General features: G+C 58.9%; 17 protein-coding genes and 1 riboswitch. Of the genes, 3 read left to right on the top strand and 14 right to left on the bottom strand.

The window, feature by feature from the left end; genetic code table 11:
- Positions 1–15: 15 nt before the first annotated feature.
- Both AC2FH2_RS15030 and AC2FH2_RS15025 read left to right on the top strand, forming a co-directional pair.
- Positions 16–942, top strand: coding sequence for a hypothetical protein (locus AC2FH2_RS15030; RefSeq protein WP_496824179.1), 927 nt, complete (start codon positions 16–18; stop codon positions 940–942).
- A 25-nt stretch (positions 943–967) separates the two neighbouring features.
- Positions 968–2,524 carry a phosphate ABC transporter substrate-binding/OmpA family protein gene (locus AC2FH2_RS15025; protein WP_496824177.1) on the top strand — a complete coding sequence of 519 codons (1,557 nt, stop codon included), beginning with the start codon at positions 968–970 and terminating at the stop codon, positions 2,522–2,524.
- 3 nt (positions 2,525–2,527) lie between these two features.
- Here the strand turns inward: AC2FH2_RS15025 and radC are convergent, their stop codons facing one another.
- From radC to dnaK, 13 genes are all read right to left on the bottom strand, one after another.
- Entirely contained in the window at positions 2,528–3,283 is a 756-nt protein-coding gene (radC, locus tag AC2FH2_RS15020; RefSeq protein ID WP_271950544.1) for a RadC family protein, read from the bottom strand.
- A gap of 35 nt (positions 3,284–3,318) precedes the next feature.
- Positions 3,319–4,053, bottom strand: coding sequence for an ABC transporter permease (locus AC2FH2_RS15015; protein ID WP_271950546.1), 735 nt, complete (start codon positions 4,051–4,053; stop codon positions 3,319–3,321).
- A complete protein-coding gene (locus AC2FH2_RS15010; RefSeq protein ID WP_281995836.1) occupies positions 4,050–4,778 on the bottom strand; it encodes an ABC transporter ATP-binding protein in 729 nt (242 codons plus the stop codon). The genes AC2FH2_RS15015 and AC2FH2_RS15010 overlap by 4 nt, the downstream gene beginning before the upstream one ends.
- Positions 4,775–5,449, bottom strand: coding sequence for a thiaminase II (gene tenA / locus AC2FH2_RS15005; protein ID WP_496824175.1), 675 nt, complete (start codon positions 5,447–5,449; stop codon positions 4,775–4,777). The genes AC2FH2_RS15010 and tenA overlap by 4 nt, the downstream gene beginning before the upstream one ends.
- Positions 5,446–6,381, bottom strand: a complete 936-nt coding sequence (locus AC2FH2_RS15000; protein ID WP_142637333.1) for an ABC transporter substrate-binding protein — start codon at positions 6,379–6,381, stop codon at positions 5,446–5,448. The genes tenA and AC2FH2_RS15000 overlap by 4 nt, the downstream gene beginning before the upstream one ends.
- Positions 6,382–6,400: 19 nt before the next feature.
- On the bottom strand, positions 6,401–7,366 hold the full coding sequence (locus AC2FH2_RS14995) for a ThiF family adenylyltransferase (RefSeq protein ID WP_496713981.1): 966 nt from the start codon (positions 7,364–7,366) through the stop codon (positions 6,401–6,403).
- The gene (locus AC2FH2_RS14990) at positions 7,363–7,959 is read right to left on the bottom strand and encodes a thiamine phosphate synthase (protein ID WP_496713980.1); all 597 of its coding nucleotides are present in this window, start codon (positions 7,957–7,959) and stop codon (positions 7,363–7,365) included. The genes AC2FH2_RS14995 and AC2FH2_RS14990 overlap by 4 nt, the downstream gene beginning before the upstream one ends.
- Positions 7,956–8,720, bottom strand: a complete 765-nt coding sequence (locus tag AC2FH2_RS14985) for a thiazole synthase (RefSeq protein ID WP_142637339.1) — start codon at positions 8,718–8,720, stop codon at positions 7,956–7,958. Before AC2FH2_RS14985 ends, AC2FH2_RS14990 begins: the two co-directional genes overlap by 4 nt.
- A gap of 2 nt (positions 8,721–8,722) precedes the next feature.
- Positions 8,723–8,917 (bottom strand): sulfur carrier protein ThiS, encoded by a 195-nt coding sequence (thiS, locus tag AC2FH2_RS14980; RefSeq protein ID WP_142637341.1) that lies wholly within the window; start codon positions 8,915–8,917, stop codon positions 8,723–8,725.
- Positions 8,901–9,878, bottom strand: a complete 978-nt coding sequence (locus AC2FH2_RS14975; protein WP_496824172.1) for an FAD-dependent oxidoreductase — start codon at positions 9,876–9,878, stop codon at positions 8,901–8,903. Before AC2FH2_RS14975 ends, thiS begins: the two co-directional genes overlap by 17 nt.
- On the bottom strand, positions 9,875–10,678 hold the full coding sequence (gene thiD / locus AC2FH2_RS14970; RefSeq protein ID WP_496824170.1) for a bifunctional hydroxymethylpyrimidine kinase/phosphomethylpyrimidine kinase: 804 nt from the start codon (positions 10,676–10,678) through the stop codon (positions 9,875–9,877). Before thiD ends, AC2FH2_RS14975 begins: the two co-directional genes overlap by 4 nt.
- A gap of 47 nt (positions 10,679–10,725) precedes the next feature.
- Positions 10,726–10,832, bottom strand: a riboswitch (TPP riboswitch).
- Positions 10,833–10,997: 165 nt separating this feature from the next.
- On the bottom strand, positions 10,998–12,146 hold the full coding sequence (gene dnaJ / locus AC2FH2_RS14965; protein ID WP_496824168.1) for a molecular chaperone DnaJ: 1,149 nt from the start codon (positions 12,144–12,146) through the stop codon (positions 10,998–11,000).
- A gap of 74 nt (positions 12,147–12,220) precedes the next feature.
- A complete protein-coding gene (gene dnaK, locus AC2FH2_RS14960; RefSeq protein WP_271950564.1) occupies positions 12,221–14,128 on the bottom strand; it encodes a molecular chaperone DnaK in 1,908 nt (635 codons plus the stop codon).
- Positions 14,129–14,339: 211 nt separating this feature from the next.
- On the opposite strand from dnaK, the gene AC2FH2_RS14955 reads away from it, so the two are divergent.
- Positions 14,340–14,942: an alpha-ketoglutarate-dependent dioxygenase AlkB family protein gene (locus tag AC2FH2_RS14955; protein ID WP_496692622.1), complete on the top strand. Its 603-nt coding sequence runs from the start codon at positions 14,340–14,342 to the stop codon at positions 14,940–14,942.
- Here the strand turns inward: AC2FH2_RS14955 and AC2FH2_RS14950 are convergent.
- A complete protein-coding gene (locus tag AC2FH2_RS14950; RefSeq protein ID WP_142637353.1) occupies positions 14,939–15,760 on the bottom strand; it encodes an ABC transporter permease in 822 nt (273 codons plus the stop codon). The two genes, AC2FH2_RS14955 and AC2FH2_RS14950, sit on opposite strands and share 4 nt — an antisense overlap.
- Positions 15,761–15,801: the final 41 nt, after the last annotated feature.

Raw genomic sequence — 15,801 nt, 5'->3', positions numbered from 1 at the left:
ACTGGGGAGGGTGTCTTGTTTGTAATTAAGAACTACGTAACCACTGGCGGCACCGTTGCTTGTGCATTGGCCATTGGCTACCTCATGCAGAACGGAACCCCTGCGCAACCGCGAGGGGAGCGGGCTTCTGTTGATGTGGCATCAGTTACGGATCAGGCTTCAATCATCCCCGGGTTAAGCGAAGTCGTTCTGACCTCATCTGCGCCGGTTCACGGAACAAGCGAAGAGACCGGGTCCGACAGCCGTTTTATCGAATCCAGTCGATCAGAACCTGTCAATCCCGTTGACTGCACCCTCAGTGCGCGGGCTACTGCCGTTCCCGGTGCTGCCGCCCGGCTGGTCGTCAACGCCCCCTGCCACAGTAATGAATCCGTGGAAATTCACCATAGCGGTATGACAGTCACACAGCGCACCGACGCAGTAGGGCGCATGGACATGACAATCCCGGCCCTGTCAGAATATGCGATCTTTCTGATCTCGTTTGAAGACCAGCATGGAACAGTAGCAACTACCCATATCGCCGACATTGCCAATTACGAACGCATTGCCCTGCAATGGCAGGGTGAAACTGACCTGCAAATTCATGCGCTAGAATTCGGAGCCAGCTATGGCGGCAATGGCCATGTCTCGGCTGAGACCCCGACCGAAGGCGCCGGACAGGTAGTGCGTCTGGGCAATACCGGAACCGGGGACATGAAAAACATCGAAATCTATTCGTTCCCTGCCGGTCTTTCCAACCAAAACGGATCGATAGAAATCACTGTCGAAACCGAGGTGACTTCAGAAAATTGCGGGCGCGACCTGAACATCCAGTCGCTTGAATTGCGGGATGATCGGTTGAGATCAAAAGACAGGACGCTGAGTTTTCCTGAATGCTCCCGCACCGGAGAGTTTCTGGTGTTGAATAATCTCTTCCAAGACCTGACAATCGCCGCAAACTAAATCCGCAGGCAGGCTCGGGCATCTTATGACATTCTTTCGTGTGGCAGCGGCTGCACTGGCTTCCGTTACAATCGCGTCGGGCGCACAGGCGCAAGACATCTCGCTTAGATCGCATGACGGCAAGGTCGAAGTCACCGGTGACTTGCAGGGATTTGACGGCGAGTTCTATCGCGTGACGACGCAATTCGGCACGCTGACAGTTGATGGGTCCGGTGTGACCTGTACCGGACCCGCCTGCCCAAGCCTGACCGATTTTGTGGCTGAAATCCGATTTGCCGGATCTTCGGTCATGGCGGAAAAGGTTCTACCAGCGCTGATTGTTGGCTTCGCACAGCAACAAGGGTTGTCGGCGACCCCAAACAGGCTGACCGCCAACACATTTTCTTACGAACTGCACCAACCCGGGCGGGCAGCACCGCTGGGTCGGTTCTTCTTTGACGCAGGGAACACTGAGCGCGGATTTAGGGCGCAGGCAGAAAACCAAGCTGATATTGTTCTGGCGTTGCGCGAAATCCGACCCGAAGAGGAGCAAGCCGCACAAGCGGTAGGCCTTGGCGATCTGACCCGCACCCGCCGGGCCCGCGTCATCGCGCTTGACGCTTTGGTACCAATCGTTGCCAACTCGAACCCGTTACAGCAAATCTCGCTTGCGGAATTAACCCGGGTGTTTTCGGGCGAGATTACGAGTTGGGCCGAGTTGGGCGGACCCGATGCGCCAATTTCACTGCACCTTCCGGAAGCCGGTTCGGGTCTGGCCCAGAATGTCGAAGACAGGCTTCTGGCACCCTCCGGCACAGCCCTTTCCGAGGCGGCCATTCGGCATGACCGCAGTACTGATCTGGTGCGTACCGTTGCTGCGGATCCCTTTTCAATAGGTGTCGCAAGCCAAGCCGAAGCCAGCACCGCGCGTGCCCTGCCTTTGACCGGCGGGTGCGGTCATGCGCTGGCGGCTACTCGGCAGTCAATCAAGACCGAAGATTATCCGCTGACCTCACCTATGTTTCTATACCTGCCGGACCGGCGATTGCCGCGTTTTGCACGTCAATTCCTGGCCTACACTCAAGGAACCGAGGCGCAGATGGCAATACGCGAAGCTGGCTTTGTCGATCAAACCCCCGAGACTATGGGTCTTGGGGTGCAAGGGGATCGACTTGCCAATGCTATCGCGTCGGGCGGATCAGAAGTTGGTTTGGAGGAACTTCAGCGGCTGGTCGAGATTTTCAGACCCATGTCCCGCCTGTCACTGTCCTTCCGGTTCGAGCCCGGTTCCTCGCGCCCGGATGCGCAGTCACGGTCCAATATCCGACATCTTGCCCTTCTTTTGGAATCCGGGACCCTCGATGCCCGAAAGCTTAGGTTTGTCGGCTTCAGCGATGGCGAAGGGGCAGCGTCAACCAATGCGCGGATCGCATTGTTGCGGGCAAAAACCGTTCGCAATGCCGTATTGGCCGAGATTGAAACCGCTATCGGGGACAGCATCGAAATCACGGTCGACGCCTTTGGCGAGGCCATGCCAATGGCCTGCGACGACACGGAATGGGGCCGAAAGGTCAACCGCCGGGTCGAGGTCTGGGTTCAATAGCAGCTACAGATAACCCTCGGACCTAAAGCTCAGCTCGTTCGACTTTCCAATGATCAGATGGTCATGCAGCGTCAGGCCCAGTGCCAGGCAGGCATCCTGAATTCGGTTGGTCATGTCGATATCCGATTGCGACGGGGTCGGGTCACCTGACGGATGGTTATGCACAAGTATCAACGCCGAGGCATTCAGCTCCAGCGCCCGTTTGGCAACCTCACGCGGATAGACAGGGACATGATCCACCGTGCCCTTGGCCTGTTCCTCATCAGCGATCAGCACGTTTTTGCGATCCAGATAGAACACACGGAATTGTTCGGTCTCACGATGGGCCATGGTGGTGTGGCAATAGTCCAGCAATGCGTCCCATCCGGAAATCACATGTCGCCTCATCACCCGTGCGCGGGCCATGCGATGGGCGCAGGCCTCAAGGATTTTCAGATCGGTGATCACGCTATCCCCGACGCCTTTGATTTGGCGCAGCCGTTCCTCGGGCGCGGTCAGCACCCGATTGAAATCGCCGAACGTTTCCATCAGCGCACGCGCCAGCGGTTTCACATCCTGCCGGGGGATTGAACGGAACAGGACCAGTTCCAACAGCTCATAATCCGGCATGGCGGCGGACCCGCCAGACAGGAACCGTTCGCGCAGCCGCTTGCGATGATCTTTGATGTAGGAGGGTAACCGACCCGTCGGCAGCGGCTGCGCGGGGGCTTCGTCTGTATCGAATAGCATTGGGGCTTCGGAAAAGGCGTCCTGTGTCATGCTCTCAGCCTGACGCAGAATCGGTTTCCAGATGGTTAACGCACCTCACCTGCCATGCGGGCAGTGGCGCGGCGGACAACCATATGCAACACGATGGAAAACACTCCCAAGGTCAGCATCGCGGCGAACATCAGATCGGTCTTTGCACGGCCATTGGCCAACAGCATCAAATATCCCAACCCTTGCGACGAGCCGACCCATTCACCAATCACCGCCCCGATCGGCGCATAGACGGCGGCCAGCCTCATCCCCGACGCCAGCGAGGGCATCGCCGCCGGAATGCGGATATACCACAGCACTGCACGCGGACTGGCCTGCATCGTGCGCGCAAGGTCCAGATAGCCCTGCGGCGTCCGCATCAGCCCATCGAAGAAAGACGAGGTGATCGGGAAATAGATGATCAGCACCGCCATCGCGACCTTGGACCAGAGGCCATAGCCCAGCCAAAGCGTCAGCAACGGGGCCAGCGCAAAAACCGGCAGAGCCTGCGTGAACACCAGCATCGGCTGTACCAGCACGCGCGCCGCCCGCGAATTGGCCAGTTGCAGCGCAGTGACCACACCCAGAACCGTCCCAAAGGCCAATCCAATCACCACTTCGACCGCAGTGATCCAAGTGTGTTCGGCGATCAGCCAACGGTTCTGCCACCAAGTCTCGGCCACCACGGCGGGGCTTGGCAGGATGAACTTAGGCAAGCCGGTCGTCCAGACAATCCCCTGCCAGATGGCAATCGCGAACACGGTGGCTGCAAGGGCTGAGAGATATTTCATGCGACCGCCTCGCGCAGCAAGCGCAACAGCGCACCTTGCGTCTCAAGCGTCTCAAGGTCGTCCACATGGCGCGGGGCAGGTGCATGCGGCGGCTCACAGGGGGTCAGGCCCTGCTGTGTCATCACCATGATGGACTGGCCCAGCCGGGCGGCCTCACCCGGGTCATGTGTCACCAGCAAAACGGTCCGGCCCTGCAACGCCTCGACCGCCAAGTCCTGCATATCGGCCCGAGTGCGGGCATCCAGCGCCGAGAACGGCTCATCCAGCAGAACAATCGGGCGATCCTCCATGAGCGTGCGGGCTAAAGCGACGCGTTGGCGTTGGCCGCCCGACAGTTCGGCGGGTTTCTTGGTCATATGATCCTGCAATCGCATGCGCTGAATCAGACGGTTGCGCCGCTCCAGATCGACCGACTTGCCCCGAAGCCGCGCACCTAACGAGACATTCTGTGCGACCGTTGCCCAGGGCAGCAGCAGATCATCCTGCGCCATATAGGCCACGCGGTCCTGCATCGGAGCACCATCGCCGGCGGTGATCTGCCCGGTGAACACGGCACCTGTATCAAGCCCGGCAATCAGACGTAGAATTGTGGTTTTACCGACGCCCGATCCGCCCAGCAGGCAAGTCCACTGCCCGGCCCCAAGGGTCAGGGTGAGCGGCGCGAACAGGGTCGCTCCGTCAATCGTGGCCGTACCTTTGATGCTCAGATCGGGCGCCGGGGTCATGGGGTCAGGCCCATTTGCCAGAAGTTGACTTCTAGCTCGGTTGCCGTGCGGAAGGTCTGGCACAGGCGATCCCAGCGCGGCGAGGCTGCAAAGTCCTCACCAATACGCCGTGTTAGAGCCTGATCGAACAGTTCTCCGACCGCTTCGCACGCGCCTTGGTAGTCGTCACTGGCATAGGTATTGATCCAGTCACGATAGACCTCGGAAGTTGCCTCGGAGGCCAACCGCGTCCCGATTTCGCCATAGCCCATCACACATGGGGCCAGAGCCGCCAGCAGGTCCAGCAAATCGCCACTATACCCGGCCTCAAGCACAAAGCGCGTATAGGCCAGGTTTTCGGCGCGTTCAGGGGTTGCGAACAGCTCCTCATGGGAAATCCCAGCCGCCTCACAGATACCGATATGCAGCTGCATTTCCTCGGCAACCAGAGCATTTACCGTGGCCACGGCGGTCAGCATTTCCGAATGAGACTCGGACTTAACAACCGCCAGTGCCCAAGCACGGGAAAAATGGATCAGGAACACATAGTCCTGTCGCAGGTAATGCAGGAACGCCGTGCGCGGCAGCGTTCCGTCTTTCATCCCTTCCACAAAGGTGTGGCGAGTGTAATCCCGCCACGGCCCCTGCGCGGCATCCCGCATCAATGCGAAAGCTTTGCCGTAATTGCTCATTGCGCGGTCACATCGATGGCAATGTCGCTGACCGGGTTCAGGCTGTCGATCATGCCGCTGTTCTTCAGGAACTCCTCGAACCGCGCATAGCGACCCGCATCAAACGCCGCCGGACGCAGCGCGAACCGGGGAAGCGTGTCGACCCAGGCACGGGCATTCAGCTCATCCTTCAGCTCGGTCGAGGTGGCCGCGAAGATTTCCCAGCTTTTTTCCGGGTTGTTGACGATATACTGGGTCGCTTTCTCGGTCGCGGCCAAGAAACGGGCGATTTTGTCGGCATCCATCGTATCGGGATTGGCGACATAAATCAGCTCGTCATAGGGTGGGATGCCTTCCTCTTCGATATAGAAACAGCGACCCGCGACACCTTCGATATCCATCTGGTTCAGCTCAAAATTCCGGAACGCCCCGATAACTGCATCCACCTGACCGGTCATCAGCGACGGCGACAGCGAGAAGTTGACGTTGACCATCTCAATCTCATCCAGACCGATATCATGCTGCCCCAGCAGGGTTGTCAGGATCGCCTCTTCGACACCGGCGACCGAGAAACCGATTTTCTTGCCCCGCAGATCGGCCAGCGACTTGATCGGGCCATCATCCAGCACCAGCAGGCAGTTCAGCGGGGTGGCAACCAGCGTGCCGACCCGTTTCAGCGGCAAGCCCTCATGGATTTGCAGATGCAGCTGAGGCTGGTAGGACACTGCCAGATCGGCCTGACCAGCGGCCACCAGACGCGGCGGCGCGGAGGGGTCCGCGGGCGGAATGATTTCAACCTCAAGCCCCTGGTCGGCGAAATAGCCGTTTTCCTGTGCGACGATAATTGGACCATGGTCAGGGTTTACAAACCAATCCAACAAGACGGTCATCTTATCCTCGGCCCAGGCCGGCGCGGCAGCCAGCAGGGCGATTGCAGCGATCAGTTTCTTCATGTTTCGCGGTTCCTTCTGTTCACGAAGTTGAGGCTGCGACAAGAACAATCTCGCCCGGCCAATTCGGTTGAATTCGTTCGGCAGCGCGCCAGGCGCGCAATCCGGTAGCACAGCACAATGCCAGTCTTTTGCCCTTATTAGGGTCGATATCGCTCAGATCATCCGGCGATATCCGTTGCGCGTCAGGATGTACCGGGCGCGGGGATTCCTCGGCGCTGCGCAGCTCGATGATATGGTCATCTGTCGTCAGCTGCCCGGCCGAGAGAAACCGGAAACAGCTGTTCGGTTCGGGCGCATTATCAAAGCGGAAGGCCGTGCTGCGGAGTGTCCGACCATCGTACTGAACCATCTGACCCAGCACCGAGGGCGTCAGCCCAAGGATCAGGTTCAGCGCCATCTGTGCCTGCATCGCGCCAATCGTCCCGACGACCGGGCCCAGAACACCAGCGGTGGCGCAGCTTGCCCCGCTGTCCGGCGCGTCGGGAAACAGCGCGCGCAATGACGGCGCGCCGCCGCAGAAACCTCCGACATAGCCCGACAGCCCAAGCACCGAGGCGCTGATCAGCGGCTTGCCCTGCGCCAAGCAAGTGTCCGAGAGGATATAGCTGGCCGCATAGCTGTCTGCGCAATCCAAGATCACATCCGCCTGAGCAACCAAGTTGCCAGCATTTTCGCTTGTTAGAGCCTGTTTTTTGCCGCTGACGTCTATGTCCCCATTGATCGCCTTGCACCGTGCCGCCGCACGCTCGGCCTTGGGGTGTCCGCAATCCGTCTCAGAAAACAAGGTCTGCCGATGCAGGTTGGACAGCTCAACCTGATCCCTATCCAGGATCGTGATCTGCCCGATCCCAGCCCCGGCCAGCAACGGCAGGACCGGGGCGGCCAAACCGCCCGCACCCACCACCAGAACACGGGCCGAGGACAGGCGCGCCTGCCCTTCGGCCCCAACCTCTGGCAACAGCGTCTGACGAGCATATCGGCTCATCTGGTGACCTCGATCCATTGACTCAAACGCGCCTCGGGGTTGGTATTCAGGGTAATATCGGTCACGACCGAGACGATATCCGCCCCAGCCTGCAGGACACCTGGTGCACGCTCGACGCTCATCCCGCCGATGCCAACCAGTGGAGTATCACCAACGCGCGCTTTCCATTCTGTGACGCGGGGCAGACCCTGCTGCTGCCATTTCATCTTTTTCAGGATGGTGGGATAGACCGGGCCAAGCGCCACATAGTCGGGGTCCATGGCCAGCACGCGCTCTAACTCATCATCATCATGGGTGGACACGCCCAGTTTCAAACCCGCCTTGCGGATGGCAGTCAGATCGGCCTCGTCCAGATCCTCTTGCCCCAAATGCACCCAGTCACAGCCGGCGTCGATGGCCGCCTGCCAATAGTCATTGACCACCAGAACTGTCCCATTTGCGCGGCACAGGTCACGCGACTTGGCAATCTGGTCACGCACCACATCCATGGGCTGGTCCTTGACCCTCAGCTGTACCAACTTGATGCCCAGCGGCAGCATCCGGCGCAGCCAGTCCGAATGATCGAAGATCGGATAAAACCGGTCGAGTGTCATGACAGAAACGCCTTTCCGATAACCGGGGTCGAAGGTTCCGCCATATCGCGCGCCTCAATCGGGTCGGCCTGATGGGCCAGTTGCCCGGCCTCGATCGCGCGGGCCATTGCGCGGGCCATCAAAACGGGGTCCCCGGCGCGGGCCACAGCAGTGTTCAGCAGTACAGCGTCATAACCCAGCTCCATCGCGTGGGCGGCGTGGCTGGGCAGGCCGATGCCCGCGTCAATCACCAAGGGCACATCCGGGAACTCTGCCCGCATCGCCCGCAGGGCATATTCATTGTTCAGCCCCCGCCCTGACCCGATCGGCGCGCCCCATGGCATCAGCACCTCACACCCGGCGGCAAGCAGCCGTTCGCCAACAATCAGATCGTCGGTCGTATAGGGAAAGACCTGAAACCCGTCGCTGGTCAGAATGCGCGCGGCTTCGACCAGCTGGAACACATCCGGCTGCAGGCTGTCGGTATGGCCGATCAGTTCCAGCTTGATCCACTTGGTATCAAAGACCTCACGCGCCATATGGGCGGTGGTCACCGCCTCTTTGACCGTGTGGCATCCGGCGGTGTTGGGCAGCACCAACACGCCCAGATCGCGGATCATCTGCCAGAATGCTTGCCCCGCCCCGGATTCACGGCGAAGCGAGACCGTGGCAACACCCGCCCCGCTTTCGCGAAAGGCCTGCTCCAGAATAGCTGGGCTGGGATATTGCGCCGTGCCCAGCATCAGCGGGTTGGCCAATGTGGTTCCGTAAAAGGATTTCATCCTCAGCCCCCCTGCATCGGCGCGACGATTTCGATCCGATCCCCTTCAACCAAAGCATGGGCAACACGCAGCCCCGAGGGCACGAAATCTTCGTTCACCGCAGTGGCGACACGGCCCGAGTAGCCGCATTCCATCAGCAATTCCGATAAGGTCTCGGCCCGCACCTCGCGCGGCTCGCCATTAAGCACGATCTTCATCGACCATCTCCGAATGTTTGTGTTCAAGTGCCAGATCGGCAACGCCTTGGGCCATCGCCGGTGCCAGCAGGTACCCGTGGCGGTACAGCCCGTTGGCGTAAATCGTCCCGCCCCGACGCCGGATCCGAGGCAGATTGTCGGGAAAGGCCGGGCGCAGATCGACGCCGATCTCTAGCACCTCGGCCTCGCCAAAAGCGGGGTTCAACGCATAGGCCGCGCTGAGCAGTTCCAACATCGAGCGCGCGGTGATGCGGGTTTTATCCTCGGATTCAATCATCGTCGCGCCCAGCATGTAGATGCCATCGCCACGCGGCACGATGTAAAGCGGCATCCGGGGATGCAACAGGCGCACGGGCCGGGTCAGCGTCACATCAGGGCAGCGGATCACCAGCATCTCACCCTTTACGCCCCGAAGATCAGACAAGGCGTCCCGCGCCTGAAGACCACGGCAGTCAATCGCGTTCTCCAACCCAGCAGGGGCGGGTTCGCGATGAAAGGCAACGCCCCGCGCGATAAGATCGTCGAACACATCCTGCAGCGCCTTGCGTGGGTCTATATGGGCTTCGTCCTTGAAATACAGACCGTTGCCTAAACCATGTAGATCAGGCTCTAATGTGGCTAGTTCCTGCTGATTTACCTCATGATACCCCTGCGTTCGACGACCAAACCGACGCAAATCCGGCAAGTCGCGCGCACCGCAAACGACCAAAGTACCGCGCTGATGAACCTTGGTCCGGGTCGCCCACCAGTCAAAAGCACCCTGCCCCAGGCGCAAGACCGGCTCTTCGGCATTTTCGAACTCGCACCACGGGGCCAGCATTCCCCCGGCCCACCAAGAACAGCCATGCGGACCCGGCAGGCCGGCGGGGTCAAAGACCTGCACCCGTGCGCCGCGATGGGCCAATTCGGACGCAACAGCCAAACCGGCCACGCCTGCCCCTATGACAGACCAGATCCTCACGCTGGCCAGACCCGATGGAAATGATGCACCGGACCATGGCCCCGGCCCACGCACAGCCCATCAGCCTGGGCGATAGCGCCTTGCAAATAAGCATGTGCCTCTGCCACGGAATCCCGCAAGCTCAGACCTTTGGCCAGCCCGGCGGATATGGACGAGGACAAGGTGCATCCGGTCCCATGGGTGTTCTTTGTATTCCGGCGCTGCGCCGTGAATTCATCCACCAAACCCGAGCCGTCAACCAACAGATCATGACATATCTCGCCCTTACCGTGCCCGCCTTTCATCAAAACCGACGCGGCACCCTTTGCGCAAAGGGCCAGCCCCTGAGCCACCATTTCATCCGGAGACTGCGCTTCGTTCTGCTCAAGCAGCCGCCCAGCTTCGGGCAAATTGGGTGTCAGGACGGTCGCGCGTGGTATCAGAAGGTCCGTCAGGGTCTGGATCGCGTCACCGGCCAGCAAAGCATCCCCGGATTTCGCTATCATGACAGGGTCCAAAACTATGGGCCCGGCATAGCCCGACAGGGCATCTGCAACGGTCTCGATAATCTCGGGGGTTGCCAGCATGCCGATCTTGATCGCCCCGACATCCAGATCGTTCAGCACGGCGTCGATTTGCGCGCGGATCACACTCAGAGGAATGCCATGAACGGCTGTCACGGCCAGGGTGTTTTGCGCAGTCACCGCCGTAACAACGCTGGCCCCATAAACGCCCAGCGCAGACATCGCCTTGAGGTCCGCCTGAATTCCGGCCCCGCCTCCGCTGTCGGACCCTGCAATGGTCAAGGCAATAGCTGCCATGTCGTTGCTCCATCTTCTAGGGGCAACAACGGAGGATGGAAAACGTCTGTATTCATAAGACCGTTCCCTCCGCCGGAATTGCCCGGATCAGGTTCGATGGGTTGATGCAGCTGCACCTCTCAGCCTTGCGAACAAGGCACCCCAACGGTTGCGCGGACCATCTCAGGAGCGGCGACAATAATCAAGCGGAGATTTGCGAGGCTCTGCCTCGCGCTCCGAGGTATTTTTAGCCCGATGAAGAGCGGATCACCTGCTTCATCTGGCCCTAAATACCTCGGGGGAGTCGCGGGGGCAGCGCCCCCTTTTTTGGGAAAAGACTTCAGCCCTTCATCCCGTCCCAGAAGGATTTGACGGAGGAGAAAAAGCTGTTGGATTCCGGGTGATTGTCTTCACCCAGGTCGTCGAACTCGCGCAGCAGCTCTTTCTGGCGGCTGGTGAGGTTTACCGGAGTTTCCACGGCCAGCTCGATGAACATGTCGCCAACACCGCCGCCGCGCAGGGCTGGCATGCCCTTGCCGCGCAGGCGCATCTGGCGACCCGATTGGCTGCCCGCTGGAATCTGCACACGCCCGCGGCCACCGTCGATGGTCGGAACTTCGATCGAACCACCAAGAGCGGCTTTGGCCATGCTGACCGGCACACGGCAATAAAGGTTCACGCTGTCACGCTCGAACAGCCTGTGATCTGAGACCTCTACAAAGATGTATAGATCACCCGGAGGACCACCTCGCATTCCAGCCTCGCCTTCACCGGCCAGACGAATGCGCGTGCCGGTTTCGACACCGGCTGGAATATTAACGGACAAGGCGCGTTCTTTTTCAACACGGCCCGCACCCTGACAGGATTTGCAGGGGTTCTTGACGATTTGACCCAGGCCCGAACAGGTTGGACAGCTGCGTTCTACTGTGAAAAAGCCTTGTTGCGCACGCACCTTGCCCATACCCGAACAGGTCGGACAGGTTGTGGGCTCAACACCGCCTTCAGCCCCAGATCCGTCGCAGGACGAACAGACAACCGCTGCCGGGACATTGATGGTTTTCTGCTGACCTGAATACGCCTCTTCCAGCGAGACGCGCAGGTTATAGCGCAGATCCGAACCGCGTGCGGCACGACGTCCACCGCCCCCGCCCCGTTGGCCGCCCATGAAATCGCCGAACAGGTCGTCGAACACATCCGAAAATGCACTGGAAAAGTCGCCCTGACCAAAGCCAGCGCCAGGTCGGCCACCGCCGCCCATGCCATTTTCGAATGCAGCATGACCGAACCTGTCATAAGCCGCCTTGCGTTCAGCATCTTTCAGGACGTCATAGGCCTCGTTCGCTTCTTTGAACTGTGCCTCTGACTCCGGATTGTCCTTGTTGCGGTCGGGATGCAATTCTTTGGCCTTCTTGCGAAAGCCTTTCTTGATCTCGTCCGCTGATGCACCCTTGGATACGCCGAGCACATCGTAATAGTCGCGTTTTGACATCAGTATTTCCTTCTGCCTCAACGTAATCGGGCCGGCCCGGTGACCGGACCGGCCCGAATTGGCCCGGTTACCCGTTAGCTACGCTTGTCGTTGTCCAGATCTTCAAACTCGGCATCGACGATGTCATCCTCGCCCGGTGCAGCATCCGCAGCGGCAGGTTCATCTTCGCCGTCTTCAGCTTGCGCTTTGTAGATGGCTTCGCCCAGCTTCATGGCCGCTTCGGTAACGTTCTGGATGCCCGACTTGATCTTGTCGGCATTCTCGGTTTCCAGCTCGTCTTTCAGCGCGGCAATCGCCAGCTCGATGGCTTCGATGGTTGTTGGATCAACCTTGTCGGCATGTTCTTCCATCGACTTTTCTGTCGAGTGGATCAGGCTTTCCGCCTGGTTCTTTGCGTCGACCAGCTCGCGGCGTTCCTTGTCGGCCTCCGCGTTCTCTTCGGCGTCCTTGACCATCTTTTCGATGTCCTCGTCGGACAGGCCGCCCGATGCCTGGATGGTGATCTTCTGCTCTTTGCCAGTGCCTTTGTCCTTGGCCGAAACCGAGACGATGCCGTTGGCGTCAATGTCAAAAGTCACCTCGATCTGCGGCATGCCGCGCGGTGCTGGCGGGATATCTTCGAGGTTGAACTGACCCAGGATCTTGTTGTCCGCAGCCATTTCACGTTCCCCTTGGAAACAGCGAATGGTCACGGCGTTCTGGTTGTCTTCGGCGGTCGAGAAGACCTGAGACTTTTTCGTCGGGATCGTGGTGTTGCGGTCGATCAGTCGGGTGAACACACCACCCAGCGTCTCGATCCCCAACGACAGCGGTGTCACGTCCAGCAGAACAACGTCTTTGACGTCACCCTGCAGAACACCGGCCTGAATAGCGGCACCCATGGCAACCACTTCGTCCGGGTTCACACCTTTGTGCGGCTCTTTACCGAAGAACTTAGTGACCTCTTCGATTACTTTCGGCATCCGGGTCATACCACCGACCAGAACAACCTCATCCACGTCGCCAGCCGACAGGCCTGCGTCTTTCAGAGCAGCCTGGCAGGGCTTCATCGACTTCTTGATCAGATCACCAACCAGCGATTCCAGCTTGGCACGGGTCAGTTTCATGACCATGTGCAGCGGCTGGCCGTTGGCGCCCATCGAGATGAACGGCTGGTTGATCTCGGTTTGTGAGGTCGAGGACAGTTCGATCTTGGCTTTTTCCGCAGCTTCTTTCAGACGCTGCAGCGCCATCTTGTCCTGGGACAGATCGACACCGTGTTCCTTTTTGAACTCATCCGCCAGGTAGTTGACGATGCGCATGTCAAAGTCTTCACCACCCAGGAAGGTGTCGCCATTGGTCGATTTAACCTCGAACAACCCGTCGTCGATTTCCAGAATGGTTACGTCGAAGGTACCGCCACCAAGGTCATAAACCGCGATGGTTTGGGTTTCTTCCTTGTCCAGACCATAGGCCAGAGCGGCAGCTGTCGGTTCGTTGATGATCCGCAGCACTTCCAGGCCGGCGATTTTACCGGCATCTTTGGTCGCCTGACGCTGTGCGTCGTTGAAATAGGCCGGAACGGTGATGACGGCTTGTGTGACTTCCTCACCCAAGTAGCTTTCAGCGGTTTCCTTCATCTTGCCCAGAGTGAAGGCCGAAATCTGGCTTGGGGAGTACTTTTCACCGCGGGCTTCGACCCACGCGTCGCCATTGCCGCCATCAACGATGGCGTATGGTACCATTTTCTTGTCTTTTTCGACTTCGGCATCATCCACACGACGACCGATCAGGCGTTTGACGCCAAAAACCGTGTTGTCGGGGTTGGTGACCGCCTGGCGTTTCGCAGGCTGACCGACCAGTCGCTCATCTTCGGTGAAGGCGACGATCGAGGGCGTGGTCCGCGCCCCTTCGGCGTTTTCGATGACCTTCGGCTGCGAACCGTCCATGATGGCAACGCACGAGTTGGTGGTGCCGAGGTCAATCCCGATTACTTTTCCCATATGTTCAATCCCTTTCTCTTCAAGGCGATGTCCCGAGGCCCGACCCGTTATGGCATCTGGCCCCGATCTGATTTGCGCAATGGTCCTACACCATCGCGCGTCCCGGCGTATATAAGGACGGGAACAGGGGCCTGCAAGCATTCACAAATGCAGGTTTTCAGGAATCTGCAGCCTTTTTAGCAAGGTTTTGGCAAGGATTGAGGAATCTGGAATGGCGCGGCTGCTTTTACGCGGTTTTGAAATCAGGAAAGCTTACCTTGACGGAGCTGCCCAGGCACAGCTGATCACGCTGTTGCGTCCGATTCTGAAATCAGCACCTTTGTTCCGCCCGACCACCCCTTCCGGCAAGGAAATGTCTGTTCGCATGACCTCGGCCGGGGCGCTGGGTTGGGTCACTGACAAGAACGGGTACAGGTACCAGCCGCACCATCCAAAGGGCATGGAATGGCCCACCATTCCAGACTGCATTCTGGATATCTGGCGCGATCTTGCCAGCCCCGAACGCGACCCCGACTGTTGCTTGGTCAACTACTATGGCGAAGGGGCGCGAATGGGCCTGCATCAGGATAAGGACGAGGCCGATTTTTCCTGGCCGGTCCTTTCGATCTCATTAGGTGACGACGCGTTGTTCCGCATTGGCAACACGACCCGAGGGGGCAAAACGGAATCGATCTGGCTTGGCTCGGGCGATGTTGTCGTGATGGGTGGACCCGCGCGCCTAACCTATCACGGGGTAGATCGCATTCGTTTCGGGTCTTCAAAACTGTTGCCAAAGGGCGGGCGGATCAACCTGACCTTGCGCGTGGCGGGTTAACGGCGTGCGCTCCAGCTTTGCGACACATGCTGGCGGGTAAAGAAAATTCCAAGCAAGCCGATCAACAACAGAGCCAACCCGACCCAGACAGGATATTCCCAGTTAGTATTGCGCGGATAGTAATTCCGAAAAACGAAACCCCGACACTGGTCGATAATGTGAAACAACGGATTCCAGGCGAACATGGTCAACATGAACCCGCCCAGCGCATTGCCGACGAACATTTTCCCCGAGAACACCATATTCAGGCGCCGGTAAATTGTGCTCATGATCGTGGCAGTGGTCGGAAACCAGGGCTTGATCGCCATGAACACCACGCCGACCGCACAGCCCGTGAACCAGGCCAGCATCAGCATGGCAAAGGCGCCACCGGGCTCCTGAATTTCCAGCGGAGCAACCGATACGCTGTAGACAAACAGGATGATGACGATTGTCAAAACCTGAGTATACAGCGACCCGAAAGCGGCAGCCATAAGCACGACCATCATGTTCATCGGCGAATGCAGCATCATCGGGTTATTACCTGTGTCCAATCCGGAAACCGAACCGACGGCTTTAATGTGCGTCAGAAACAGGAAAACCCCAGACAGCAGATACAGAATGAACTCACCCCGGATTTTGGCAACGCGCGCGCCAAGAAGGGACATGATCACGTAAAACACACTCACCAGCACCAGAACCTGGAAAATATTGATAAGCACCGAAAGCACAGCATTGCTGTGTTGAGATCGGACATTCCGGACCACGGCGTGAAACACCAGTTCCGCCGTCGTAAACGCACCGCCTATAAGCGACCGGTTTCGCTTGTAATAAAACACCCGAAGCGTCTTTCCTGTATTATTGCCTGCAATCTGGCACG

The organism is Ruegeria sp. YTSA105 (genome assembly GCF_059610225.1).
The sequence above is the reverse complement of the archived record's forward strand: the minus strand, read 5'-3'. Positions and strand labels throughout refer to the sequence as shown.